We start from the raw sequence: 23926 nt of genomic DNA, 5'->3' as shown, positions 1-23926 counted from the left end.
AGCGAGGTTACTCAGAGAAACGGTCGTCAAAGGGCAGCGCAAAGGGGCAGTGTAGCCGATGGGCATACACCTGTCCACTCCGCTCTCGCTCTGCGCTCCACGTTGCTGGCAGCATCACCCGTCTGGGCTCAAACGTCAAGCCCGAGAGACGACATTTCGGCTAACCAAGGGCCAGCACGCTGGGTTTATCCCTCCCGTGAGACGACCGTCGGTTGCGAAGCCCTATCGACAACCTGCCGAGCCCAGTCGATACCCTCGACCCGAGCCCGCTAACGCTCTGTCACACGGAAGGCCCAACGATGACCGTCGATCACCCTTCTGATGCCCTCAACTTTCCCGGGGACGCCCAAACCAAAACACAAACGTGACTAACAAATGAGCCGTGCGTCTCAACGGATGGGCGTGTTGCCGATCAGAGTCGACAGCCCGGACACGAGCCAGCGACCGTCTGTAACCACCATCACCAGCCGCGCTCTGTTCTGTACGACCTCCGCCGGCCCCTCAGTCCGGCTGGTGGTCGTGTTGAGGAAAACCAGCACTTTGACCCTTTCTGCACTGGCCTCCTCCACCGCGACGGCGGCCACCGTGGCCTGCTGGACCTTCTGCTGGCGGCGCACCTGCGGGATGAACGTGTCGGCCAGGTTGGCGTACTGATCGGCCAGCGGCCCGGTCGCGTGACTGCGGGCCCTGGCCAGATCGGCCTCGATCGTCCGGTGGTCATAGGAGAGCATGTCGGCCGCGTACACCCTGGCCGCCTGAACGGCCTCCCCCGCCGCCGCCGAGGTGTTCTGCACCCTTCTGAGGTCCAGATAAAGCCAGCCGAGCACGCCCAGAGCCAGCACGGCCAGCACGACGAGCAGTGAGGTCAGCCGCAGGGAGCGCTGGACGACGGCCATCACGGCACCAGCTCCGCCGTCGCGACCAGCCACTGGCCGCCCTCTTTGGACAGGTCCATGCGCCAGCGGTAGAAGCGTTCCTCGGGCTCATCGCCCTTGCGGCCGGTCCAGTCGATCATGACGTCGGCGACCACGAGCACCTCCGCGCTGGTGCCCTCGGAGTTCATGGACGCCAGCCCGGCCCCCCGCAGCACCCCGGTCTGCAGCACCTTGTCCTTCATCACGGTGGCGCGCGCCTCGGCCTGATCGCGTTCGTAGCGGGCCCGGGTCTCCCCCGTCGAGGTCGACAGCACGCGGCGGAAGGCGGTGTCGAAGGCGCGGTGGTCGAGCGACATCAGGCTGACGGCGTGGGTGGAGGCGGCCGTCACGGCGGCGGCCTCATCGGCCTCGCGGGTGAGCGCGCCGGCTCGGAGCGTCGACACCCACCCGGTGGCGGCACCCAGAAGGATGACGGCGGCCAGCAGGGCCAGGTTGAGACGGCGGGGTGCCTCACGGCGGATCCTGGCCACGGGCGGGATTGTAATCGGGGCACATCGGACGCCGGTTGAAACCGGCCTAATCGGTCTGAGAGTGGCCTGGGGACGACGTACCGAAAATGGCTTGTGAAAGCCGAAAACGGCCCGCCCAGGCACCTGGAGCGGACCGCTTCGCGGGTTGCGCAGACTACTTGACGGTGACCTTGGCGCCGGCGCCCTCGAGGGCAGCCTTCGCCTTCTCCGCCTGCTCCTTGTTGACCTTGCCGTCGAAGACCGACTTGGGAGCGCCGTCGACGAGGTCCTTGGCCTCCTTGAGGCCCAGGCTGGTCAGGGCGCGGATCTCCTTGATGACCTGGATCTTCTTGTCGCCGGCACCCTCGAGGATGACGTCGAACTCGTCCTGCTCCTCGGGCTCCTCCGCAGCGGCGGCGGCGGGGCCGGCCACGGCGACGGCCGCGGGGGCGGCAGCCTTGACGTCGAAGGTGTCCTCGAACAGCTTCACGAAGTCGGACAGCTCAAGGAGGGTCATCTCCTTGAAAGCGTCGAGCAGCTCGTCGGTGCTGAGCTTCGCCATGATGGTTCCTCCATAAGGATCGTGCTGAAAACGTGGAAAAGGGACCGCGGTTTGCGTTTCCCCCCGCTCGCGCGGACCTGCTTATTCGGCCGGCTCAGACTCCGCGGGCGCTGCGGCTTCCGCAGGCACCGCGGACTCTTCGCGCTTGGCGCGCAGAGCCTCGGCCAGACGAGCCATCTGCGTGGGCAGCGCTGCGAAGGTGGCAGCAGCGTAGGACTGCTTGCCCTTCATGGCGCCGGCCAGCTTCGCGAGGAGAACCTCACGGGACTCGAGGTCAGCGAGCTTGGAGATCTCGTCGGGGGTCATCGCCTTGCCGTCGACGACCCCACCCTTGATCACCAGAAGGGGGTTGGCCTTGGCGAACTCACGCAGACCCTTGGCGGCCTCGACCACGTCGCCCTTGACGAAAGCGATCGCCGTCGGGCCGTAGAGCAGGTCGTCGAGGACCGTGATCCCGGCGTTGTTCGCCGCGACCTTGGCCAGCGTGTTCTTCGCCACGGCGAACTTCGCATGCCCACCGAGAGAGATGCGCAGCTGCTTGAGCTGGGCGACGGTGAGCCCGCGGTATTCGGTCAGAACGGCGGCGCTGCTGCCATCGAACTCAGCCTTGAGCTCGTCGACCGCGCCGGCCTTATCCGCCTTCGCCATGGGCCTCCTTCCAGATGTGCCGCCGGAAGGGATGAAGAGCCCCCAGAAAACAGACGAGCCCCGGGCGCAGGGCGCTCCGGGGCTCTCAGCAAGCTCATGAACGGCTTGACAGAGGCTCTCAGTCACACCTGCGCGGGTCGCCCACAACGTGGGGCCTTCGGTCACCGGGATACACACCCGGAGACAACCGGCGGTCTTTGGCAGGACTAAGAGTACGGTGTCAAACTCGCATTACCAAATCAGCCGCCGATGGGCATGTTCTTGGGCAGGTCACCGACCTGGTCGGCAGCCGGCGCGGCGATCTGGAGCTTCTCGTTGAACGACTTGAACAGCAGGGTGGCGGAGAAGCTGGCACCCTGCTCGGCGCCGTTGAGACCGATCTTGCGCGGCAGCCCGTCGGCATCGATCCAGGCGTCGAACTTCACGTTCTTCAGAGCCGAAAGCTGGCCCTTGACCTGCTCCTGCGTCTCCTTCGGCAGCAGCAGCACAGCCGTGTCGGCCGGGAAGGTGCCCGAGTAGTGGGTGGTGTCGACACCGTTGACCGACTCGGTCCCGACGGCCTTGACGTCCTTGGACGCGGTCAGCAGCGTGACGCTCGTCTTCAGGTCGATCTGCTGGGCCTGGTCGAGGAACTGCCCGGCGGCCTTGGCGCCCCCGGCCTCCTTCAGGTTGACCTTCACCCACGGCTTGTCGGTGCCGATGAGGGTCTTCAGCAGATCCATCTTCACGTAGGCGATCTCGTCGGCCAGGATCACCCGCAGTCCGCCCGGAAGGCTCTGCCCACCGAAGGACACCTTGCTGAGGGTCACGTCGGAGGCGAGAGTGGGCTTCTGCTGGAACAGCATGCTGCCCTGGACGCTCCCCTTCTGGCCCTTCGGGTCGGCGAAGTCGAGCACGATGTCGGCGCTGTAGGAGTCGATCGACTCCGCTTTCTGAGCGGTCTGCTGAATGGCCTCGGCGGCGGAGAGCTTGACGTCCCCCAGCGGCTGGGCAGTCGTCGTACCGCAACCCGCGACCGCGAGGGCGGCGACGGCCCCTGCGGCCACTAAGAATCTACGCATTTTGTCAATCCCTTCGTCGGCCCGAGCCTACGTTGGGCCGTTATGGCGCGCGTTCCTGTCCTCAGGATTCGCACAGAAAAGACACAACCCCCATCCGATTACCCGGATGGGGGTTGTTCAGGCCTGTTCGATCAACCAGGTGATCAGGCGTCGCCCTCGGCGGTCAGGCCGCGGGTGATGTTGGGGTCGACCGGGATGCCGGGGCCCATCGAGGTCGCGAAGGTGACCTTCTTGAGGTAGCGGCCCTTGGCGGCGGACGGCTTGAGACGCAGCACCTCGTCGAGGGCGGCGGCGTAGTTCTCCAGGAGCTGACGCTCCTCGAAGGACGCCTTGCCGATGATGAAGTGCAGGTTCGCGTGCCGGTCGACACGGAACTCGATCTTGCCGCCCTTGATCTCGGTGACGGCCTTGCCGACGGCCGGCGTGACGGTGCCGGTCTTCGGGTTGGGCATGAGGCCACGGGGACCGAGCACGCGGCCCAGGCGGCCGACCTTGCCCATGAGGTCGGGGGTGGCCACGACGGCGTCGAAGTCGAGGCGGCCCTTGGCGACCTCGTCGATGAGCTCGTCGGCGCCGACGATGTCGGCACCGGCGGCGCGCGCCTCCTCGGCACGGTCACCGGTCGCGAAGACCAGGACCCGGGCGGTCTTACCGGTGCCGTGCGGGAGGTTGACGGTGCCGCGGACCATCTGGTCGGCCTTGCGCGGGTCGACGCCCAGACGCAGGGCGACCTCGACGGTGGCGTCGAACTTGGTGCTCGCGGTCTTCTTCGCCAGCTTGACCCCGTCGACGGGGCTCAGCAGGGCGTCGCGGTCGATCTGTGCCGCCGCGTTGTTATAGCTCTTGCTGCGCTTCACAGCTACATCTCCTGAAGAGAGTTCGTGGTGCGGGCCGCGCAGGCCCTCCCACTGTGGTTGATTTGCCGTGCCTTCGGCACGGCTGCTCGGTCGCTTTTGATCCGGCGTCTTCCCTCGTCGCTCCGGGTCGCTTCGCTCCCCTGCGCTCCTCAGTCCAGACACCGGCGCTCCCTCGCGGTGTTACTCGGCGACCGTGATGCCCATCGAGCGAGCGGTGCCGGCGATGATGCGCTCGGCCATCTCGATGTCGTTGGCGTTCAGGTCGGGCATCTTCTGCTCGGCGATGGCGCGCAGCTGCTCCTTGGAGAGCTGGCCGACCTTCGTCTTCAGCGGGTTGTCGGAGCCGCTCTTCAGACCGAGGGCCTTCTTGATCAGCTCAGGCGCCGGGGGCGTCTTCGTGACGAAGGTGAAGGTGCGGTCTTCGAAGATGGTGATCTCGACGGGGATGATGTTGCCCCGCTGGGATTCCGTCGAAGCGTTGTACTGCTTGACGAACTCCATGATGTTGACGCCGTGGGGACCGAGGGCGGTACCGACCGGCGGGGCGGGGGTGGCCTGGCCAGCGGGAAGCTGGACCTTCACCAACGCCGCGATCTTCTTCGACTTAGCTTTGGGAGGCATGACTCTCTCCGGGTCCTGTCTGCTTTGGAGCAGATTCAGCGCGAGCCACAGCCGGCCTTCGGCCGTCTGCGTCTCGCTTTGGGTGATGCGTTCCCCCGGCGAAACGGAGGGGGAACATGTCGGCGAGCCGCCCTTTCGCGAAGGAGCGGCTCGGCCGAACGTCTAATTGTAGGCGACTGCCTCGGATCCCCGTGACCTAGATCTTGGAGACCTGGTTGAACGAGAGCTCCACCGGGGTCTCGCGACCGAAGATCGACACCAGCACCTTGAGCTTCTGCGACTCGGGGCTGATCTCGCTGACCGAGGCCGGGAGAGTGGCGAACGGGCCGTCCATGACGGTGACCGACTCGCCGATCTCGAACTCGACGGTCGAGGCGGACGCCTTGCTGGCGGCCTTCTTGACCTCTTCGGTCGGCTCGGGCGCCAGCAACTTGGCGACCTCGTCGAGGTTCAGGGGGCTGGGCTTGTTCGACAGACCGACGAACCCGGTGACACCCGGGGTGTTGCGGACCGCGGCCCACGACTCGTCGGTGAGCTCCATGCGGACCAGGACATAGCCCGGCAGCACGCGCTCCTTGATCGGGGTCTTCTTGCCGCCCTTGAACTCGGTGACCGTGTGAGTCGGCACCTCGACCTGGAAGAGGTAGTCCTCCATGTTGAGGCTGCTCGTGCGGCTCTCGATGTTCTGCTTCACGCGGTTCTCGTAGCCGGCGTAGGAGTGGATCACATACCACTCACCAAGCTGACCGCGGAGCTGGCGCTTGAACTCCTCGACGGGGTCGACGTCGGGGAGGATGTCGCCGTCTTCGTCGACATTCGCATCGACGTCTGAGTCGGCGGCGACGGGAGCCTCGGCCTCGGTGGCCTCATCGGCTTCCGCAGCGTCGTCGGCGGCCTCGTCGACCTCTTCAACGGCCTCGTCGTCCCACTCGTCGCGGGATTCTTCGGCCGGCTTCGGAGACTCGGACACGATGGCTATTCCTCTTTCCGTCGGGTTCTACTGTGCTGGGCTGGTTCAGGAACCGAAGACCGCCAGCACACCCTGCGTCAAAAGGAAGTCCAGTGCGGACACGATTCCGACCATGATCAGGCAGAAGACAAGAACGATGATCGTGTAGTTGATCAGCTCCTTGCGCGTCGGCCAAATGACCTTGCGGAGCTCCGCTACAGCCTGCCGGTAGAAAAGGGCAGGGGTGGTGCGCTTGGCCTTGCTCGGCTTTTCCGGCTGAGCCGCGGCCTCGCCGCGCGTGTCGATCGCCACAGTCCTCACCTGATCCGTCGTGTCCATCGCAACTGGCGGCTCATACGCCCTTTAGTGCGCGGACCGCACTCCGCAGGGCACGAGGGACTCGAACCCCCAACCGCCGGTTTTGGAGACCGGTGCGCTACCAATTGCGCTAGTGCCCTAAGCCGTGCACCACACTACAGGAGAACAGGCGAGCTGTTCACCGCCGTTGTGGCCACTAGACGCTGAAGTGTACGCATGATCGAGCACTTCGTCGAACCAGTGCGGCCGCGCAGGTCAACGGTACCGTCCGCATCGTGGAAATGGCGGGGTGGCGAGATACCGGTCTGAAAACATGTTCACATGAACCGCATCTCCGCGCGTGTCGCCGCGATTTCCGCGTCCGCCACCCTCGCCGTCGACGCCAGGGCCAAGGCCATGAAGGCCGCAGGCCGGCCCGTGATCGGGTTCGGCGCCGGGGAGCCCGACTTCCCGACTCCCGGCTACATCGTCGAGGCCGCGGTGGCGGCCTGCGCCGAGGCCCGGTTCCACAAGTACACGCCGCCGGGCGGGCTGCCGGAGCTGAAGCAGGCCATCGCGGCCAAGACGCTGCGCGACTCCGGGTTCGAGGCCGACCCGGGGCAGGTGCTGGTCACCAACGGCGGCAAGCACGCCGTCTACGCGGCCTTCGCGACCCTGCTCGACCCGGGCGACGAGGTGCTGGTCGTGGCGCCCTACTGGACCACCTACCCCGAGGCGATCAAGCTCGCCGGGGGCGTCCAGGTTGATGTGCTCACCGATGAGACCAGTGGATATCTGGCGTCGGTGGAGCAGCTGGAGGCCGCGCGGACCGAGCGGACCAAGGCGCTGCTGTTCGTGTCGCCGTCGAACCCGACCGGCGCGGTCTACCCGCCCGAGCAGGTCGAGGCGATCGGCCGCTGGGCGGTCGAGCACGACCTGTGGGTCGTGACCGACGAGATCTACGAGCATCTCGTGTACGGCGCCGCGAAGTTCACCAGCATCGCGACCGCCGTCCCCGAGCTGGCCGACAAGGTCGTGGTCCTGAACGGCGTGGCCAAGACCTACGCGATGACCGGCTGGCGGGTGGGCTGGCTCATCGGGCCCGCCGACGTGGTGAAGGCGGCCACCAACCTGCAGTCCCACTCGACGTCCAACGTGTCCAACGTGGCCCAGGCGGCGGCGCTGGCCGCCGTGTCGGGCGACCTGTCGGCGGTGGCGGAGATGCGGACCGCCTTCGACCGGCGGCGGCAGGCGATGGTCCGGACGCTGAACGAGATCCCGGGCGTGGTCTGCCCCGAGCCGCTGGGGGCCTTCTACGCCTACCCGTCGGTCAAGGAGCTGATCGGCAAGGAGATCCGGGGCAAGCGGCCCGCGTCGTCGGTCGAGCTGGCCGAGCTGGTGCTGGAGGAGGCCGAGGTGGCCGTGGTCCCGGGCGAGGCGTTCGGCACGCCGGGGTATTTCCGGCTCTCCTACGCCCTGGGCGACGACGACCTCGCCGAAGGGATCGCCCGGCTGGGCAAGCTCTTCGGCGAGGCCCGGTAGAGGCCCGGTCGAACCAGAGGGCGCCGGCGCCGGTGTAGTCGCCGTAGGAGTGGTGGTAGTCCTCCGAGAGGTCGCGGGTCAGGCCGGGCGGGAGTTCGCCGACCGCCACGCCGTCGACGAATTCCGCGGATCCCGTCATGCCCTCACATACGCCTGACCGATCGGGGAGGTTGCCCTACTTCTCCTGGCGGATGGCGGCGATCACCTTGGCGATCTCCTCCTTGGCCTTCGCCTCACCGAGGGACTTGCTGTAGTCGGGGCTGAACAGGACCTGAACCGCCAGGTCGCCGGGGAAGTCGCGGCTGGCGGTGAGGGTCGAGCCGGTGCCGAAGCCGAGCTTCTCGCCGCCCTCGCCGTAGCTGGAGATCCAGGTGCCGGGCGCCACCTGCTCGCCGTCGCGGTGCAGCAGCTTCGCGTCGGCGCTGACGATTACCTGGACGGAGTACATGCCCTCCTCCAGGCCCTCGGTGACGTAGGGGACGGTGGCCGACTTCGCGCCGAAGCCGCCCACGTAGGAGCTGCCGCCCCACTTCACGCCCTCGGGCAGGTAGCTGACGTGGATGCCCATCCAGGTCAGGCCGTCGCCGAGGTCGCCCAGGTTGTCGTTGGACGACTGGTCGACCGGGGGCTCAGGAGAGCCGGTCGGCGCGGGGACCCACGGGACCTTGATCTGAACGAGCCCCTTCGGTTCGATGACGGCTCCCGCGGCCGGGCTGGTCAGGATCACGTTCTCGCCCGCGCGGACGCTGTCGGCCTTGGCGCCGTCGACGGTCGATTCACCCGGCGTCATGATCATCGGGGTCAGGCCGGCCTGCTCCAGGAGCAGATAGGCCTGCTTGGCGTTCATGCCGATCACGTCGGGCACCACGATGCCGGGCACCGCGATGGCGGGCGCGCCGGCGTCGGCCGGTCCCGGGGTCGGGGTGGTGTTCGTCAGGACCACGGGGACGGTGATCGCCACGGCGGCGGTCACCAGCACGGCTCCGGCCGTACGGAATCGGGTGAGGGAACGGCGGCGGCGGCGCCGGACGGCGCTTCCCATCGACGGCGGTGCGTAGACCTCGTCGACCTGGGCGCGCATCGCCTCTTTCAGTTCTTCCTCGACGTTCATGCGGGCACTCCTTCAACCATCGCTTCTCTGATCCTGGCGAGCCCCCGCGCCGCCTGGCTTTTCACCGTGCCGACCGAGCAGCCGAGCAGGGCGGCCGTCTCGATCTCCGACTGGTCCTCCCAATAGCGGAGCACCAGCACCGCCCTCATGCGGGTGGGCAGCTTGCGCAGCTCGGCGAGCATCGCCTCACGCAGTCCGAGGTCCGGGCCGTCGACGGGAGTGTCGGGCGGCGCGGCGAAAGTGATCTCCCGGATCACCTTCCGGCGGCGTGAGCGGGTGATGGCGCTGTTGACCACCACCTTCCTGGCGTAGGCCTCCGGGTTGTCGGCCCGGATGCGGGACCAGTGGCGGTAGACCTTCTCCAGCGCGCCCTGGACCAGATCCTCGGCGTCGTGGGCGCTGGCGCCGCAGACGAGGATCGCGGTCCGGAGCAGCGCGGTACTGCGCGCGGCCACGAACTCGTCGAAGGCCGCTTCGTCTTCATCGGTCATGGGCTCCCCTTTCGCTCGTCCACAACGCGCGAACCGGGTCCGAGGTTGAGTGCCGTGCGTCAGGATATGGAGATGCGGCGTCCACTCGACAAACTCCCCAAGGCACATCTCCACCTGCACTTCACCGGCTCGATGCGCCATTCGACGCTGATCGAGCTCGCCCTTGAGCAGGGGGTGCACCTGCCCGACGCGCTGGTGCAGGACTGGCCGCCGCAGCTGCACGCCACCGACGAACGCGGCTGGTTCAGGTTCCAGCGGCTCTACGACATCGCCCGCTCGGTGCTGCGGCGGCCCTTCGACGTCTACCGGCTGGTGCGCGAGGCGGCCGAAGACGAGGCCAGGGAAGGGTCACGGTGGCTGGAGATCCAGGTCGACCCGTCGGGTTACGCCTCGCGGTTCGGCGGGCTGACCGAGACGCTGGAACTGGCGCTCGACGCGGCCCGGCTGGCGTCGGAGTCGACGGGGGTGGGCGTGGCGGTGATCGTGGCGGCCAACCGGACCCGTCATCCGCTCGACGCGCGCACCCTCGCCCGGCTGGCCGCGCAGTACTCCGATCGCGGGGTGGTCGGGTTCGGGCTGTCCAACGACGAGCGGCGGGGGCGGGCGCGCGACTTCGACGCGGCGTTCCGGATCGCGAAGCGGGCCGGGCTGCTGGCGGTGCCGCACGGCGGTGAGCTGCTGGGCGCCCCGAGCGTGGCCGAGTGCGTCGACGACCTGGCGGCCGATCGCGTGGGTCACGGTGTACGTGCGGCGGAGAGCCCCCGGCTGATGGAACGGCTGGCCGACCGGCAGGTCACCTGTGAGGTCTGCCCGCTGTCGAACGTCGGTCTCGGGGTGGCGCGGGGTCCGGAGGACGTACCGCTGAGAAGGCTTTTCGACGCCGGAGTGCCGATCGCGCTGGGCGCCGACGACCCCCTGCTGTTCGGCGCCCGGTTGCTGGCGCAGTATGAGCTGGCCAGGGACGTCTACGGGTTCTCCGACGCGGAACTGGCCGAGCTGGCCCGCCAGTCGATCCGCTCGTCGGCGGCCCCGGAACCGGTCCGGAAAGAGATCCTCGCCGACATCGACGCCTGGCTGGCGACGCCTGTCGCGAACTGAGCGCCGCGTGACCGCGCCGTCCAGGTCAGCGAACCGACGTGGCGATCCTCGTTGCTTCCTGAATGGTCTGGACGCCCTCCAGCCGGAGGCCCACGCGGTCGACCTGCCAGATCAGGGTGGGGCCGGCCAGGCGGAGGGAAACGGGTTTCCCGCCGGCCTTCGGCAGGTATTCGATGCCGTGCTGCTGGGGGATCCACACCGCCTGCGTGGAACCGATCAAGAGCTGCTGAGGAAACGGCTCGCCGAGTTGTTTGTTCCAGACCTCGTGGAGGGTGCCGTCGTACTGGTCGAGGCGGACGCCGTCCCAGTACATGCTGACCACCTGGCCACCGTCGGCCACCCTGACCTGGTCGGGCTCCCCGAGCGCGGCCGGGACGACCAGCGGGAACGCCACCGCCCGGCGGGCCTCGGCCAGCGCGGCGCTCGTCTCCGAGGGCAGCGGAGAGGGCGAACCCGACGGAAGCGGCTCCGAGGTTCCGACCTCGATCTCGACTCCGGCGAACCGCAGCACCTCGACGACGGCCGCGCGGCCCTGCGGGGTGGCGGCCACCAGCACGACCAGGAACGCGGCCACGACTGCGACCAGGCGTTTCGTGGTGAAACGCGGTCTTCTGAATTTTGCGGCGAAGAACGGCTTACTGGGCCCTGTGGTGAAATGCGGCTCTTCGGAGAGCTCTCGCAGGGCGGCCGTCACCCTGACGGACATGTCCGCGGGCGGTGGTGGCACGTGCAGGGACTCGCCCAAGGCGCGGAGTTCGGCTTCGAAGGCGTCGTCAGAGGAGTTCACGGTCCACCTCCTCCCGCAGTCGACGCAGTCCCCGGTGGGTGCGGCTCTTCACCGAACCGATCGGGCAGCCGAGGATCTCCGCCGTCTCTGATTCGGACAACTGCAGGAAGTACCGGCAGACCACCGCTTCACGTTCCCGATCAGGCAGGGACCGGACCGCCGCCAGCAGCCGCGCCGACCGGTCGCCGGCCGCCGCCGCGTCTTGCGGATCTTCGGGGGTGTACGGCTCCCGCACCCCCTCCAGCCGAACGGAGAGGTCGGCCCGCCGCCCCCTGGACCGGGTCACGTTGTGGGTCTCGTTGGCGACGATCCGCAGCAGCCACGGCCGGAACGGGGACTCCCGCCGGAACGACCTCAGATGACGATAGGCCTTGACGAACGCCTCCTGGACCACGTCCTCGGCCTCGTCGCCGGCCCCGAGGAGGAACGCCGTGCGATGGGCGATCGGGGTGTACCGGCTGACCAGTGCCTCGTAGGCGACCAGGTCACCGGAGAGCGCGCGGCCGACCGCGTCGTCGTCGGTCAGCGAGTCATCGGCATTCATCGGCGGGTTGATTCCACCGCATGGCGGCGGAATTGGGAAGACCGCCCAGGGCGTATCCGACGCCTCCGTCGAGGGGCAGCCGCCGTCCCTGGCTGTAGGCCTCCAGGTAGTCGCGCTCCCCCAGCACCCGGCGGGTGCTCCGGTCGGTGCGGCCGCGCGACTCGACGAAGCCGGGCGGGGCGAAGTGGGTCGGCCCGAACTCGGCCCACAGCCGCTCCCCCACGCCCAGCAGGCGGGCGGCCCGGGTCGCGTCGCCCATGGCGACGGCGCAGGCGGCTAGGCGTTCGACGGCCATCGCGCTGCCCATCACGTCGCCCAGCCGCCAGACCGCGCGCAGGGAGGTGCGGGCGTAGCGGTCGGCGGTGACGGTGTCGCCCCGGCCCAGTTCGGCGGCGGCCCGGATCTGGTCGCCCATCGAGCGGGCCCACTCTTCGCCGAGCGCCTCGCAGGCGGCCCGCTGGCGCTCCAGCACGGGGATCGCCTCGGCGGGGTCGCCCCGGCCGATGAGGGCCAGCGCGAGCAGCGACATGGCCGACAGGCGGGCGACGTAGCGGCCGCCCACCCGGTCGAGGTGGTCGATGGCCTCTTCTGCGAGGAGGCGTACCGCGTCGAAATCGCCCTGGAACAGCGCCAGACCGGCGGCGCCGGCGCAGGCGTGGCCGATCGCGGCGGGGTCTTCCTGGGCCAGGGCCGCCTCGCGGGCCTGGGTGAGGCGGATGGCCATCTGGTCGTGGTCGCCCTGGGCGAAGGCGACGAACGCGGCCGACCACAGGGCGCGGGTGCGTTCGGGACTGTCGGAGGTGTTACGTTCCAAGGCGCGATCAAGGTAGTAGCGGCCCTCGCGGGCGTGCCCCAGGCAGTACCAGACGAACCACAGGCGGCCGACCAGGTCGAGGCCGATCGGGCTGGCGATGCTCCGGTCGAGGGCCAGCCGGAGGTTGGACATCTCGCTCCGGGCCCAGTCTGACCACGTCGCCTGGTTGGGGCCGCACCAGTCGGCCTCGGCGCGGCGGGCCAGCGCGACGTAGTGGTCGCGGTGGCGGAGCATCATGTGCTCCTCCTCGCCGAGTTCGCGCAGCCACTCGCGGCCGTAGTCGCGGACGGTGTCGAGCATGTGGAACCGGTCGCCGACCGAGCAGACGACCGACTTGTCGGCCAGCTTGGCCAGCGTGCCGGGCACGTTGGGCAGCCGGTCGTCGCCGCAGACGTAGGCGGCGCCCTCGGTCTCGAACGACCCCGCGAACACCGACAGCCGGGCCCAGAGCAGCCGCTCCTCGGGGGTGCACAGTTCGTGGCTCCAGCCGACGGAGGTGCGCAGGGCGGCCTGCCGGCCGGTGCGCCCAGGGTGGCCCGAGAGCAGCGCGAACCGGTCGTCGAGCCGGTCGGCGAGCTCTTCGGGGGTCATCGTGCGCAGCCGCCGCGCGGCCAGTTCGATGGCCAGCGGCAGGCCCTCCATCCGGCGGCAGAGCCGGGCGACCTCCTCGGTGGAGGCGAAGCCGGGGACCACGGCGGCGGCGCGTTCGGCGAACAGGATCAGCGCCTCGGTCTCGGCCAGCGGCCGGACCCGGAAGACCTGTTCGGCGGGGTGCCCGAGCGGCTGACGGCTGGTGACCAGGAACCGGACGCCGGGCGCCGCCGCCAGCACCTGGCCGACGAGGGTCCGGGCGGGCCCGATGAGGTGTTCGACGGTGTCCAGGACGATCAGCAGGCGATGGTCGGCGAGATGCGCGGCCAGCACCTCGCCCTGGGGCCGGGCCGCCTGTTCCGGGAGGCCGAGCGCAGCGGAGACCGCGTGGGCGAGCAGATCGCCGTTGCGCTCGGCGGCCAATTCGGCGACCCGGACCGGCTCCAGGTGAACCTTGGCGTAAAGTTCCGCCGCGCGGAACGCCAGACGCGTCTTCCCCACGCCGCCCAGACCGGCGAGCGTGACCAGAGAAGACTCGGTGAGCAGTCGGCCGACCTCGGACAACTCCGCGTCTCGCCCGACGAAGGTACTGGTTTCCGCCGGAAGGTTCACGGCCGTCAGGCTTTCACGACGCGCTCATGTTTGCGGGGTAGCGGTGGATAATTCTCTACCTGGGGTGGAAATTTCTAACGCCCGGTCGAGTCCCAGCCTCCGGCCGCGCGCCAGCTCCGTCCGGTAGCCCTCCTCACCGAGTTCCGCCGCCGCGCGCCGGGCGCATTCGTCGTGGGCGGCGATGAAGTGGCGGGAGCCGTACAGAGGAGTGCCGATCGACTCCCAGACGACCGCCGCCGCGCCTTGCAGGAGCGCGCCACCGGCGGCGTCCCCGGTGCCGACGAGCACCAGCGCGAGCAGCTCGGCGTTGAGCACCGTGCCGATCAGATCGTTGAAGATCCTGCTGTACGTCAGCGACTCCCGCACCAGCCGCCCCGCTCCGGCGTGGTCGCCGGACCCCCAGGCCAGGTAGGCCTCGACGTAGCAGACGTAGGAGAGCACCCACTTCTCTCCGTGGTCTTCGCACAGCCGGCGGACGTCGCGGCAGATCACCCCGGCCGGTCCGAGCCGGCCGGTGAAGGCCTGGGCCATGGCCAGCTCGATCTTGCCCATCAGCACGTGGGTGTCGAGCAGGCCCATGTCCTCGAATTCGGCCAGGGCGTGCAGCAGCAGCGGGATGGCCCGGTCGAGTTCGTCGCCCAGCATCGCCAGGGCGCCCAGCCGCTGCACCGCGCGGGCCCGCGACCGGCCGTCGCCGCGCTCGCGGCATTCGGCCAGCAGCGTCACGGCCTGGGCGGTGTCGCCCAGCATGATCGCGATGTATCCGGCGACCCACAGGGCCTTGGCCCGTTCGGGCGTGGGCGAGGCGTCGGACGCGAGGACCTGGCCGAGCCAGTGGCGGCCCTCGCCGAGATGGCCGCAGCAGATCCAGTAGAACCAGAGGGTGGCCGCCAGTTCGAGGCCGTCGCGCTCCTCGCCGGGGGTGGAGACGCAGAACTCCAGGGCGGCCCGGAAGTTGCCGTGTTCGGCGTGGGTGCGGGCGTAGATCGCCTGCTGCCCCGGACCGAACCACTGCGACTCGCCGCGCCGGGCCAGCCGCAGGTAGTGGTTCTTGTGCTTGCGGCGCAGCCGGTCGTTCTCGTCGGGCCCGAGCCGGTGGAGCCACTCCTCGCCGTAGTCGCGCACGGTGTCGAGCAGCCGGTACTGCCCGCCGGCCCGCGTCACGATCGACCGGTCGACCAGACTGCTCATCAGCCCGAGCAGCTCGTGGGCGGGCAGGGTCCTGTCGGCGCACACCTCTTCGGCGGCGGGCAGCCCGAACGACCCGGCGAACACCGACAGCCGCGCCCACAAGAGGCGTTCGGCCGGGGAGCACAGCTCGTGGCTCAGCCCGATCGCCGCGCGCAGCCCGTCGAGCAGCCGGAACCGGTCGTCGAGCCGCCGCACCAGCTCCTCGACCGGGAACTCGCTCAGCCGTACGGCCGCGAGCTCGATCGCCAGCGGCATGCCGTCGAGCCGGTCGCAGAGCCCGCCGTCGTCGTCGCCGACCGGCCGCCCGGCCCGGTCGGCCAGCAGTTCCAGTGCCTCGGCGCGGGTCATCGGCTCCACCGAGAACAGGTGCTCCCCCGCCACGTCGAGGGGCTGCCTGCTGGTGACCAGCACCCGCAGCCCGGCGGCCCCGCGCAGCAGCCGCTCGGCCAGCTTGGCGCACGCGTCGACCAGCCGGTCGGCGCCGTCGAGCACCAGCAGCGCCCGCCGGTCGGCCAGATGGGCGGCCAGCACCTCGTCGGCCGGGCGGGTGGAGCGGTCGGTCAGCCGCATCGCGTCGGCGACGGCATGGCTGAGCAGCTCGGGATCGCCCACCTTGACCAGATCGGCGACGAACACCCCATCAGGGAAACCGGCCTGCGCCACGGCCGCGACGCGCCCGGCCAGCCGGGACTTGCCGACCCCGCCCACGCCGGTCAGCGTCACCAGACGGGAGACGTCGAGGAGGCGCGCGATCTCGGTGATCTCCGGCTCCCGGCCGATGAAACTGGTCACCTCGGCACGCATCCACGAATCGTAACTCTGTCGTGGGAGATGCCGCAGATAAGAATCGGCGGCATTCTCCGGGGCACTAGACTCGCTCGGACCGTCGACAGTCACGAATGAGGAGCCATGTCTGGGTACGACCGTGTAGTACAGCCCGCGGCCGGAGACGAAGCCCTGGAAAACCATCTGGGCGGCGACGAGGCGCGCAACTACCGGCAATACGAGTTCGACATGGTGGCACCGCACGTCGGCCGGTCGATGCTGGAGATCGGCTCGGGTCTCGGCCACTTCGCCGAGCAGTTCCTGCCCCGGCTCGACCGTCTCGTGACGAGCGACTTCGACCCCTACTGCGTCGAGCAGCTCGAGAAGCGCTTCGCCGACAACCCCGACGTGGGTGTGCTGCAGTTCGGCCTGCCGACCGACATCCCGCTTGAGGACAAGGTCGACACCGTCGTGCTGATGAACGTGCTGGAGCACATCGAGGAAGACGTCGAGGCGCTGCGCTCGCTGGCCCGCGTCACCCAGCCCGGCGGCAAGATCATCATTTGGGTGCCCGGCTACATGCAGCTCTACGGCGACTTCGACAAGAAGGTCGGCCACGTCACCCGCTACACGCCCAAGACGCTCGGCGCGACGGTCCGCGACGCCGGGCTGGGCATCGACACGCTGAAGCCGATCAACTTCCTGGGCGGCATCGCCTGGTGGGCGGCCGTGCGCAGGGGCGGCGTCGGCTACCCCGACCCCCGCCTGGTCAAGATCTACGACCGCACGGTCGTACCGGCCACGCGCTTCATCGAGCGGTTCATCACCCCGCCGTTCGGCCAGACCGTCTTCTGCGTGGCCACGGTCAAGTAACTCAGGCTTTTCCCACCCTTCTCCTCCGGGCGCCTCAGGCGTGGAGGAGAAGGTGTGGCGCATGAGACGCCATGAAGTGACCGGTATGGGGCTTTTAGTGAGAAAAAAGCACCATACTTGAGCTCGCCATGAGTGAGACCAGGATCCTCGTCGTCGAAGACGACCCGAACATCCGCGACATCATCGAGGTCGCCCTCCGCTTCCACGGGTTCACCGTCAAGGCGGTGGCCAACGGACGCGACGCGCTGCGCGAGTTCGCCGAGCGCAGGCCCGACCTCATCGTGCTCGACGTGATGCTCCCCGACATCGACGGGTTCGAGATCTGCCGCCGGGTCAGGGCCGAGGGCGCCACCACGCCCGTGATCTTCCTGACCGCGCGCGACACCGTCTCCGACACCGTTCGCGGGCTCACCATGGGAGGCGACGACTACGTCACCAAACCCTTCTCCGTGGAGGCGCTGGTCGCGCGGGTCCGGGCGGTGCTGCGTCGCACGACCGTGCCCGACGAGGCGGAGCGCCCCAGCCGTGACGTGCTGCGGGTCGCCGATCTCGAACTCGACGAGGCCCGGTGGGAGGTGCGCCGCGGCGGGGTCAGGGTGGAGTTGTCGCCGACCGAGTTCCGGCTCCTGGCCTTCCTGATGGAACACCCCGGGCTGGTGCTGACCAAACGGCAGCTGCTCGACCAGGTCTGGGGGTACGGCGGATCGTCGCAGGTGCTGGAGACCTACATCTCCTATCTGCGGCGGAAGCTGGACCCGCTCGGACCACCCCTGATCCACACACAACGCGGTGTGGGATACGCTCTGCGGCCCTGACGATCGGGGCCAGACGAAATGGCGTTGACGATGTCGCTCCGCTCCCGGCTGCTGGCCGGGCTGCTCGTCGTGAGCACGATCCTGCTGGTCGTGCTGTCGGTCACGAGCGCGGTGGTGCTCAACCAGCACCTCACGAGCCGGCTGGAGAGCCAGCTGCTGGCCGCCACGGCGACCGCCACGCGGCGGGTCGACGCCGTGGAGTCGGTCACCCAGGCGCTCGCCGGGTCGCCGTTCGCGGTCGCGTCGGTCAACCTTGAAAGTGGCAAGCCCGAGCTGGTCAACGGCGACTTCCCGCAGTCGGCGCGGGTGCCGGGCATGCTCACCGATCTCGGCGTCGGCCCGCTGGGCGGCCACGCCGCCGCCGGGCGCACCTTCCAGCTGGGTGAGCATCTGCTGGCGTCGGCGGCGAAGGACCGTACCGGAACCAGCATCGTGGTCGTGGCGGTGCCGCTGGACGCCGTCGGCGATCCGGTGCGGCACCTGCTGCTGGCCGAGCTCGTCACCGGCGGGCTGCTGATCGCGCTGCTGGCCCTCGGCGGGCGGCTGCTGATCGTCTCGGGCCTGTCGCCCCTCGACCGGATGTCGCGCACGGCCATGCGGATCGCCCAGGGCGGCGACCTGTCGGCCCGGATGCCCGAGGGCGCCACCGAGGTCGGGCGGCTGGGCGGCGCCGTGAACCTGATGCTCGACCGCATCTCCGGGGCCTTCCGCGACCGCTGGGCCTCCGAGGAGCGGGTGCGCCGCTTCGCCGCGGACGCCTCCCACGAGCTGCGAACCCCGCTGTCGACGGTACGCGGCTACGCCGAGCTCTACCGCGCCGGCGCGATCCCGCCGTCGGAACTCCCCAAGATCATGGGCCGCATCGAGGACGAGGCCACCCGCATGGGCAACCTGGTCACCGAGATGCTGGAACTGGCCCGTCTCGACAAGGGCGCCACCCTCAGCCTGGCCGCCACCGACCTGGCCGAGGTGGTCAGGGAGGCCGCCGCCGACGCGGGCGCGCTCAACCCCGGCTCCCCCATCGTCGTCAACGCCCCCGACTCGCTGGTCGCGGTGGTCGACGAGGCCAGGATCCGGCAGATCATGGTGAACCTGCTGGCCAACGTACGCGCCCACACCCCCGACGGCACCCCGGCGCTGATCCACCTCGACCAGGACGACACCCGGGTGCTCCTGGAGATCACCGACCAGGGCCCGGGGATGCCGCAAGAGCAGGTCGCGCACGCGTTCGACCGGTTCACCCAGGGCTCGTCGGAACGCGCCACCGGCGGCGCCGGGCTCGGCCTGGCCATCGTGAAGGCCATCACCGACGCGCACGGCGGCCGCTGCTGGATCACCTCGACCCCGGGAAACGGAACGACCGTGCACGTGGCGTTGCCCACCGCGCGCACGGTCGTCATGAGTGAGGTCTAGGCGAGACCTGCCTGCGCGCGGCCCTCGTCGCGGGCGCGGGCGAGCAGGTTCTCCAGGTGCCGCCTGCGGCGCCGGGTGATGGCCCGGTAGACGAAGAGGAGCACAACGAGCAGCGCGATCAGCGCGAGCTGCGGCCACGGGACGGTCCAGACCGTCACGGCGGCGCTCGCGGGCGCGCCGCCCTCGACGGAGGGGGTGACGGTGACGTCGGTGGACATCGGGCCCAGCGCCCAGACTCCGCTGATCCTGGTCTCCACCGTCCGGCTGTCGCCGGGGAAGATCTCCGCCACGTCGGCCCTGCCGTCGCGTCCGGCCAGTCCGGTGAGGTCGCTGACCGCCACCGCGCCGGCGCCGGCGGCGGCGACGTTCCCCTCGTTCTTGGCGGTGTACTTCACCGTGACGGTCCCCGCGGAGAAGGGGTTCCACGACTGCTCGTAGGTGGCCGACAGGCCGCTGACCGCGACCGCCGCCCTGATGTCCCCGGTGGCGCGCATCATGACCCGGAAGCCCACGCGGCTCTCGACGGCGACGGTGCCGCTGGCGCTGTGGACCGCCGCGGCGATGCCCGCGGGGTGGTCGCCGGGCGAGGCGTTCTCCGGCACGGTGATCGTGAAGGGCACGACCTTGGTCTCGTTGGCGCCGACCTCGACCTCGTCCTGGACCGCGATCCAGGTGCCGCCGTCCTTGGAGGTCTGGTCGGACTGGAGCATGTTGAAGCGGCCCTTGTCGGTGAGGTAGCCGTCGGCCGCCTTCAGCGAGAAGGTCGCCGCGCCGTCACTGAAGTTCCGCACGGCCAGGTGCTCGGTCACGGTCGCACCTGGGGCGAGGGAGAGCTCCATCCAGCGGCGGCCGTCGGGGCCCGCCGCAGTGGCCGGCTGGACCGACCAGGTGAGCGTGTCCTTCTCCGGCTCGGCCATCGCGGCGGCAGGCCAGAGGGGCACGGTCATGAGCGCCGCCGCGCACACGGCGAGGAGTTTTCTGATCACGAGGCCCTCCGGCGAAAGCGAGACGCGGACGGCCGCAGGCCGGCCGTGGCTCGCGCTATGTGTCTGCCTCAAAGAAAGGGGCGGTGGGGGGCCGCGGAGAGCGCGACCCCCCACCGGGAACGACTACTCGAACAGGGACAGGGTCAGCGTCGAGCTGTAGGAACCGGCGGCCACGTCGGCCGGGGTCTTCAGGGTCAGACCGGCGTTGACGGTGTAGGAGCCCTCGGTGACCTCAGCGGAGTCGAAGGTCGAGACCAGCAGTTCCTGGTCGACCAGGCCGACGTTGTTGCCCGGCTGGGTCTCCTCGTCGAGGACGGTCACGACCTCCTCGCCCTCGGCGACCAGGCCGGTGTCGCCACCGTCGATCAGGTTCGGCTTCCAGCCGAGGTGACCGGCGCTGATGGCCGCCTGGCCGGCGGTGCCGGTGAAGTCGGTCGCGTTGCCGAGCACGGCCCACGCGGCGCCGTCGGGGATCTCGTCGCCGGTACGGGTGTCGGTGACGGTCACCGTCGGGAGGGTGCCGGTGAACTGGCGCTCCTCCAGGGTCGAGCCGTTCTCGGCCAGGGCGACCGAGTTGGCGGAGACCGACAGGGCCAGGACGCCCGGCTCCTCGATGGGGGCGATCTCGACGGACACCGCGATGTCGCTGCTGTCACCCGGGTCGGCGATGGCCGCACCGGAGAAGCCGACGGTGGTGGTCATGGCGACGGCGGCGGCGAGCAGCCATTTGTGCTGGATTTTCATGTAATGCTCCACCTTGGGGGGTTTTACTGATTATGAGGGTTTTGGGACGTCAGTTACAGGTGAGGGCGGCGTAGTCCTCGGTGTACTCCGAGGTCGTCTCCTCACCGTCGACCGTTCCGGTGGCGGTGACCGTGACCGAACCGGCCGCGATCGAGGCCGCGCGGGTGGCGAACGACTGGTAGGCGTTGCCACCGGCCGCGACGTTCGGGAACGCCTTCTCGCCGAACGCGGTCTCGACGCTCACGCCGATCGCCGCGTCGTGGTCGTTGTGGACCTGCACCGCCACGTACGCCTTGCCGGCCAGGCAGCGCGGCGTGACGGTGGTCGTGACGGGGATCTCGGCCGGCTCCTCGGGAGCCGGTTCCTGGGCGAAGACCCGCCACTCCGTGATCGCAGCCGCGGAGTAGGTGGTGCCGTTGCCGTTGGCCCGGATCGTGGCCCGCACGCGGGACGTGGTGACCGGGGTGAAGGTGACGCTGTTGAACGCCGTCGTGCTGGTGCCGTAGCCAGACGGGTTCGGGACGTCCTTCCACGCCGAGGCGGCCTCGTCCCAGTACTGCAGCACCCAGCCGTCGGGCTGGGCGACTCCGTCACCGGTGCCCTGATTGGAGTCGCGCCAGAACTTCAGCTCGGAACTGATGACGCGGACCGGGCGGGCCCAGTCGTACTGGGTCCACAAGGTGGCCGGGCGGGTGCCTGACCAGGTGCCCCACAGCTGCGCCTGACTCGGGTTGGCCGGGTCGGCGTTGTCGTTGAGGGCGGTGACCGCGTTCCAGCCCGCCGTGTACGAGGCGGTCGGGGTCGCGATGGGGGCGATGTTGCCGTTGAGGGGGGCGGAAAGATCGGCCGGGATGACGACCGACTTGGCCGTCTCCAGGTTGCCCGCCTTGTCGGTGGACCGGAAGGACACCGTGTACTTGGCGGCGTCGGGGGCCGCGATGACGCCGCCGTTGAGCGGGGTCCACGGGCCGGTGCCGATGGCGTACTCGATGCCGGCGACACCGGAGGTGACGTCGGACGCGAGGACCTTGACCGTGCGGCCGATCAGGGTGCCGACGCTGATCGGCGCGGTGGCGTCGATCTTGACCGGCAGGCCGGCGGTGTCGGAGACGTTGCCCGCGCGGTCGGTCGCCTTCGCGGTGACGGTGTGCTCGCCGTCCCCGGTGACGTTGGCGTCGGCCTGACGGGCGTCGCCGGTGACGACCGGCGCGGCGTCGTCGACCTTCGTCTCGATGGTCATCCGGCCGCCGCTGTCGTCGACGCCCGCGGCGCGGACGCGCACCGCGGAGCGGTACCAGCCGTTGCTGCCGGCGCTGCCGCTCGGGGTGAGGGTCAGCGTGGGCTTGGTGACGTCACCTTCGGTGCCCTCCAGCGGGAGGACGGTGACCTGGGCGGTGACGCGCGAGGCGGCGTGACCGAGGACGGTCCCCTGGATGGAGAACGTGCCGGGTGCGGCGACCTGCTCGGCGGTCAGCGCGTCCCAGTAGACCGGGATCCGCAGTGCGTCACCGCCGAAGGCGACCGGGACGGTGCCGGGCAGCTCGCGCTCGCCCACCTCGACCCTGATGGCGGGCGGGTCGACCGTGGCCGGCTGGGCGGCCAGGATCTTCCACTCCTCGACCGCGACGGCCGAGTAGGTGCTGCCGTTGGTGGAGGCGTTGAAGGTCGCGCGGACCTGCGTCGTGGTGACGGGGTCGAAGTTCGTGTTCTGGTAGCCGTTCGTGGCGGTGGGGTAGCCGCTCGCGTTGGGCAGGTCGGCCCACTGGCCGGTGGCGAGGTTCCAGTACTGGATCTTCCAGTTCGCCGGAGCCGCGACGCCGACGCCGGTGCCCTGCTGCGCGTCGTTCCAGAAGTCGATCTGCGAACCGGAGATCCGCATCGGCTGGTCCCAGGTGTACTGGGCCCACTGCTGCGGCGGGTTGCTACCGGTCCAGGTGCCCCACATGTCCGGGGGCAGCGGGTTGGGCCGCACGATCTCGTCGTTCAGCGACTTCACCCAGTACTGGGTGGGAACCGGCGTGTTGGAGACAGTGGACATCGCCTCCTGCGCGATGTTCGCCCGGGGGGTGAGGTCACGTCCCTTGACCGGGGTCGTCGTGACGGCCTTGATGCGCGGCGGAGTCTGGGTGTCGTCCCACTCCACCGGGTCGATCGCGACCGAGCGGCGGAAGTGGTTGCCGCCGACGGCGTCGGCCGTGTGGTAGGCGATGTACCACTTGCCGTTGAACTCCAGGATGCCCGGGTGGCTGGTGGTCGAGGAGACCGGCTTGAGCACCGTGCCGCGGTAGGTCCAGGGCCCTTCGGGGGCCGCGGCCGTCGCGTACGCGATGCAGGCGTGGTAGTTCGCCGGGGTGCACGCCGAGGTCGGACCGGCGTTGTTGCCGGCGTAGGCCATGTAGTAGGTGCTGCCGCGCTTGAACGCCCAGGCCGCCTCGAAGAAGCCGGTCAGGCCGGTCACCGTGCGCGTGGTGGTGACGGGGGTCTTCATGTCGGCGGCGAGTTCCAGCATTCTCAGGTTGCTGAACGAACCCCACCAGATGAAGACGCGCTGCCCGTCGATCAGGACCGTCGGGTCGATGTTGTGGATCGTGTTGACCGTGGGCACCCGCTGGGAGATCAGCGGACCGCCCACGTAGTCGGTCCACGGGCCGGTCGGCGACGTGGAGACGGCCACCCCGATGGCGAACTTGTCTGCGGCCGTGCTGTCACGCTCGTTGATCGGGACGTACCAGTAGAAGCGGTCGTCCAGGCCCTGGACGACCTGGCCGGCATAGGCACGGCCCGGGGTCGCCCAGGAGAAGACCGCCTCCGGGCGCATCAGCGACGGGTAATGGGTCCACTGACCCGACTCGACGTCACCGGTCTTGAACGCGCCCCACTCGTTCATGATGAAGTCGTTGGTGGTGGGCCCGGCCTGGTCGTGGCCGGTGTAGATGAAGAGCTCGTCCTGGTCCCCGTCGCGGACGACCAGCGGCGCCGGGTCGGCGGAGTAGTAGCTGCCGTCCTTCAGGATCGGGTTGACCGTGCTCGTGAACGTGGTCTCGGCGTGAGCCGGACCGGATATCCCGATCAGGCTCGCGGCTACGAGCGAGGCGGCCGCGGCCGCCCGTATGGCGATCTTCAAGGTGCTCGTCCTAACCGTCGGCAAGGGTGGCGGCGCCACGAGAGCG

Annotated in this window: 23 protein-coding genes and 1 tRNA gene; 5 read left to right on the top strand and 19 right to left on the bottom strand. The window is 69.5% G+C overall.

Features of this window, described 5'->3' with window-relative positions:
• Positions 1–389: 389 nt before the first annotated feature.
• From AW272_RS23320 to AW272_RS23275, 10 genes are all read right to left on the bottom strand, one after another.
• Entirely contained in the window at positions 390–896 is a 507-nt protein-coding gene (locus AW272_RS23320) for an Rv1363c family protein (RefSeq protein ID WP_066368939.1), read from the bottom strand.
• Positions 896–1405: an Rv1363c family protein gene (locus tag AW272_RS23315; RefSeq protein ID WP_083958594.1), complete on the bottom strand. Its 510-nt coding sequence runs from the start codon at positions 1403–1405 to the stop codon at positions 896–898. The genes AW272_RS23320 and AW272_RS23315 overlap by 1 nt, the downstream gene beginning before the upstream one ends.
• A 154-nt stretch (positions 1406–1559) precedes the next feature.
• Positions 1560–1946 (bottom strand): 50S ribosomal protein L7/L12, encoded by a 387-nt coding sequence (gene rplL, locus AW272_RS23310; RefSeq protein WP_066368934.1) that lies wholly within the window; start codon positions 1944–1946, stop codon positions 1560–1562.
• Between the two features lie 81 nt (positions 1947–2027).
• Positions 2028–2594, bottom strand: a complete 567-nt coding sequence (rplJ, locus tag AW272_RS23305; RefSeq protein WP_066368930.1) for a 50S ribosomal protein L10 — start codon at positions 2592–2594, stop codon at positions 2028–2030.
• 239 nt (positions 2595–2833) lie between these two features.
• Positions 2834–3655: an SCO4651 family lipoprotein gene (locus tag AW272_RS23300; RefSeq protein ID WP_066368928.1), complete on the bottom strand. Its 822-nt coding sequence runs from the start codon at positions 3653–3655 to the stop codon at positions 2834–2836.
• A gap of 143 nt (positions 3656–3798) precedes the next feature.
• The gene (rplA, locus tag AW272_RS23295; protein ID WP_066368926.1) at positions 3799–4512 is read right to left on the bottom strand and encodes a 50S ribosomal protein L1; all 714 of its coding nucleotides are present in this window, start codon (positions 4510–4512) and stop codon (positions 3799–3801) included.
• A 180-nt stretch (positions 4513–4692) separates the two neighbouring features.
• On the bottom strand, positions 4693–5133 hold the full coding sequence (gene rplK, locus AW272_RS23290; protein WP_066368923.1) for a 50S ribosomal protein L11: 441 nt from the start codon (positions 5131–5133) through the stop codon (positions 4693–4695).
• Positions 5134–5329: 196 nt separating this feature from the next.
• Positions 5330–6103 carry a transcription termination/antitermination protein NusG gene (gene nusG, locus AW272_RS23285; RefSeq protein ID WP_066368920.1) on the bottom strand — a complete coding sequence of 258 codons (774 nt, stop codon included), beginning with the start codon at positions 6101–6103 and terminating at the stop codon, positions 5330–5332.
• 45 nt (positions 6104–6148) lie between these two features.
• Entirely contained in the window at positions 6149–6394 is a 246-nt protein-coding gene (gene secE, locus AW272_RS23280; protein WP_066369527.1) for a preprotein translocase subunit SecE, read from the bottom strand.
• Between the two features lie 73 nt (positions 6395–6467).
• A tRNA-Trp gene (locus AW272_RS23275) sits at positions 6468–6540 on the bottom strand.
• 181 nt (positions 6541–6721) lie between these two features.
• On the opposite strand from AW272_RS23275, the gene AW272_RS23270 reads away from it, so the two are divergent.
• Entirely contained in the window at positions 6722–7921 is a 1200-nt protein-coding gene (locus AW272_RS23270) for a pyridoxal phosphate-dependent aminotransferase (RefSeq protein WP_066368917.1), read from the top strand.
• 175 nt (positions 7922–8096) lie between these two features.
• Here the strand turns inward: AW272_RS23270 and AW272_RS23265 are convergent, their stop codons facing one another.
• The gene (locus AW272_RS23265; RefSeq protein WP_066368914.1) at positions 8097–9032 is read right to left on the bottom strand and encodes a PASTA domain-containing protein; all 936 of its coding nucleotides are present in this window, start codon (positions 9030–9032) and stop codon (positions 8097–8099) included.
• Positions 9029–9523, bottom strand: coding sequence for a SigE family RNA polymerase sigma factor (locus AW272_RS23260; RefSeq protein ID WP_066368911.1), 495 nt, complete (start codon positions 9521–9523; stop codon positions 9029–9031). The genes AW272_RS23265 and AW272_RS23260 overlap by 4 nt, the downstream gene beginning before the upstream one ends.
• Positions 9524–9595: 72 nt before the next feature.
• On the opposite strand from AW272_RS23260, the gene AW272_RS23255 reads away from it, so the two are divergent.
• Positions 9596–10621, top strand: coding sequence for an adenosine deaminase (locus tag AW272_RS23255; protein WP_066369526.1), 1026 nt, complete (start codon positions 9596–9598; stop codon positions 10619–10621).
• A gap of 25 nt (positions 10622–10646) precedes the next feature.
• Here AW272_RS23255 and AW272_RS23250 read toward each other — a convergent pair whose 3' ends face one another.
• From AW272_RS23250 to AW272_RS23235, 4 genes are read right to left on the bottom strand one after another with little or no spacing between them, the layout of a single operon-like run.
• A complete protein-coding gene (locus AW272_RS23250; protein WP_083958593.1) occupies positions 10647–11408 on the bottom strand; it encodes a hypothetical protein in 762 nt (253 codons plus the stop codon).
• Positions 11395–11952 carry an RNA polymerase sigma factor gene (locus tag AW272_RS23245; RefSeq protein WP_066368908.1) on the bottom strand — a complete coding sequence of 186 codons (558 nt, stop codon included), beginning with the start codon at positions 11950–11952 and terminating at the stop codon, positions 11395–11397. Before AW272_RS23245 ends, AW272_RS23250 begins: the two co-directional genes overlap by 14 nt.
• Positions 11939–13969, bottom strand: a complete 2031-nt coding sequence (locus tag AW272_RS23240) for an ATP-binding protein (protein WP_066368905.1) — start codon at positions 13967–13969, stop codon at positions 11939–11941. Before AW272_RS23240 ends, AW272_RS23245 begins: the two co-directional genes overlap by 14 nt.
• Positions 13970–13993: 24 nt before the next feature.
• Positions 13994–15964 (bottom strand): ATP-binding protein, encoded by a 1971-nt coding sequence (locus AW272_RS23235; RefSeq protein ID WP_066368903.1) that lies wholly within the window; start codon positions 15962–15964, stop codon positions 13994–13996.
• A gap of 105 nt (positions 15965–16069) precedes the next feature.
• Here AW272_RS23235 and AW272_RS23230 point away from each other — a divergent pair, with 105 nt between their 5' ends.
• The 3 genes from AW272_RS23230 to AW272_RS23220 all read left to right on the top strand — a co-directional run bounded on the left by AW272_RS23230 (position 16070) and on the right by AW272_RS23220 (position 19026).
• Entirely contained in the window at positions 16070–16798 is a 729-nt protein-coding gene (locus AW272_RS23230) for a class I SAM-dependent methyltransferase (RefSeq protein ID WP_066368901.1), read from the top strand.
• 128 nt (positions 16799–16926) lie between these two features.
• A complete protein-coding gene (locus tag AW272_RS23225; protein WP_066368899.1) occupies positions 16927–17613 on the top strand; it encodes a response regulator transcription factor in 687 nt (228 codons plus the stop codon).
• A 30-nt stretch (positions 17614–17643) separates the two neighbouring features.
• Positions 17644–19026 (top strand): sensor histidine kinase, encoded by a 1383-nt coding sequence (locus AW272_RS23220; protein WP_066369517.1) that lies wholly within the window; start codon positions 17644–17646, stop codon positions 19024–19026.
• On the opposite strand, the gene AW272_RS23215 is transcribed toward AW272_RS23220, so the two are convergent.
• The 3 genes from AW272_RS23215 to AW272_RS23205 form a co-directional block, all read right to left on the bottom strand.
• The gene (locus tag AW272_RS23215) at positions 19023–20012 is read right to left on the bottom strand and encodes a WxL protein peptidoglycan domain-containing protein (protein ID WP_218011025.1); all 990 of its coding nucleotides are present in this window, start codon (positions 20010–20012) and stop codon (positions 19023–19025) included. The genes AW272_RS23220 and AW272_RS23215 overlap by 4 nt on opposite strands.
• Positions 20013–20135: 123 nt before the next feature.
• Entirely contained in the window at positions 20136–20756 is a 621-nt protein-coding gene (locus AW272_RS23210) for a hypothetical protein (protein ID WP_157518722.1), read from the bottom strand.
• Between the two features lie 49 nt (positions 20757–20805).
• Entirely contained in the window at positions 20806–23880 is a 3075-nt protein-coding gene (locus AW272_RS23205; protein ID WP_066368897.1) for a family 43 glycosylhydrolase, read from the bottom strand.
• Between the last annotated feature and the right edge of the window lie 46 nt (positions 23881–23926).

The sequence above is a fragment of the Herbidospora mongoliensis genome, from assembly GCF_001570545.1.
GTDB lineage: Bacteria > Actinomycetota > Actinomycetes > Streptosporangiales > Streptosporangiaceae > Herbidospora > Herbidospora mongoliensis.
Note: the sequence above shows the minus strand (reverse complement) of the source record. Positions and strands in the feature narration are given on the sequence as shown.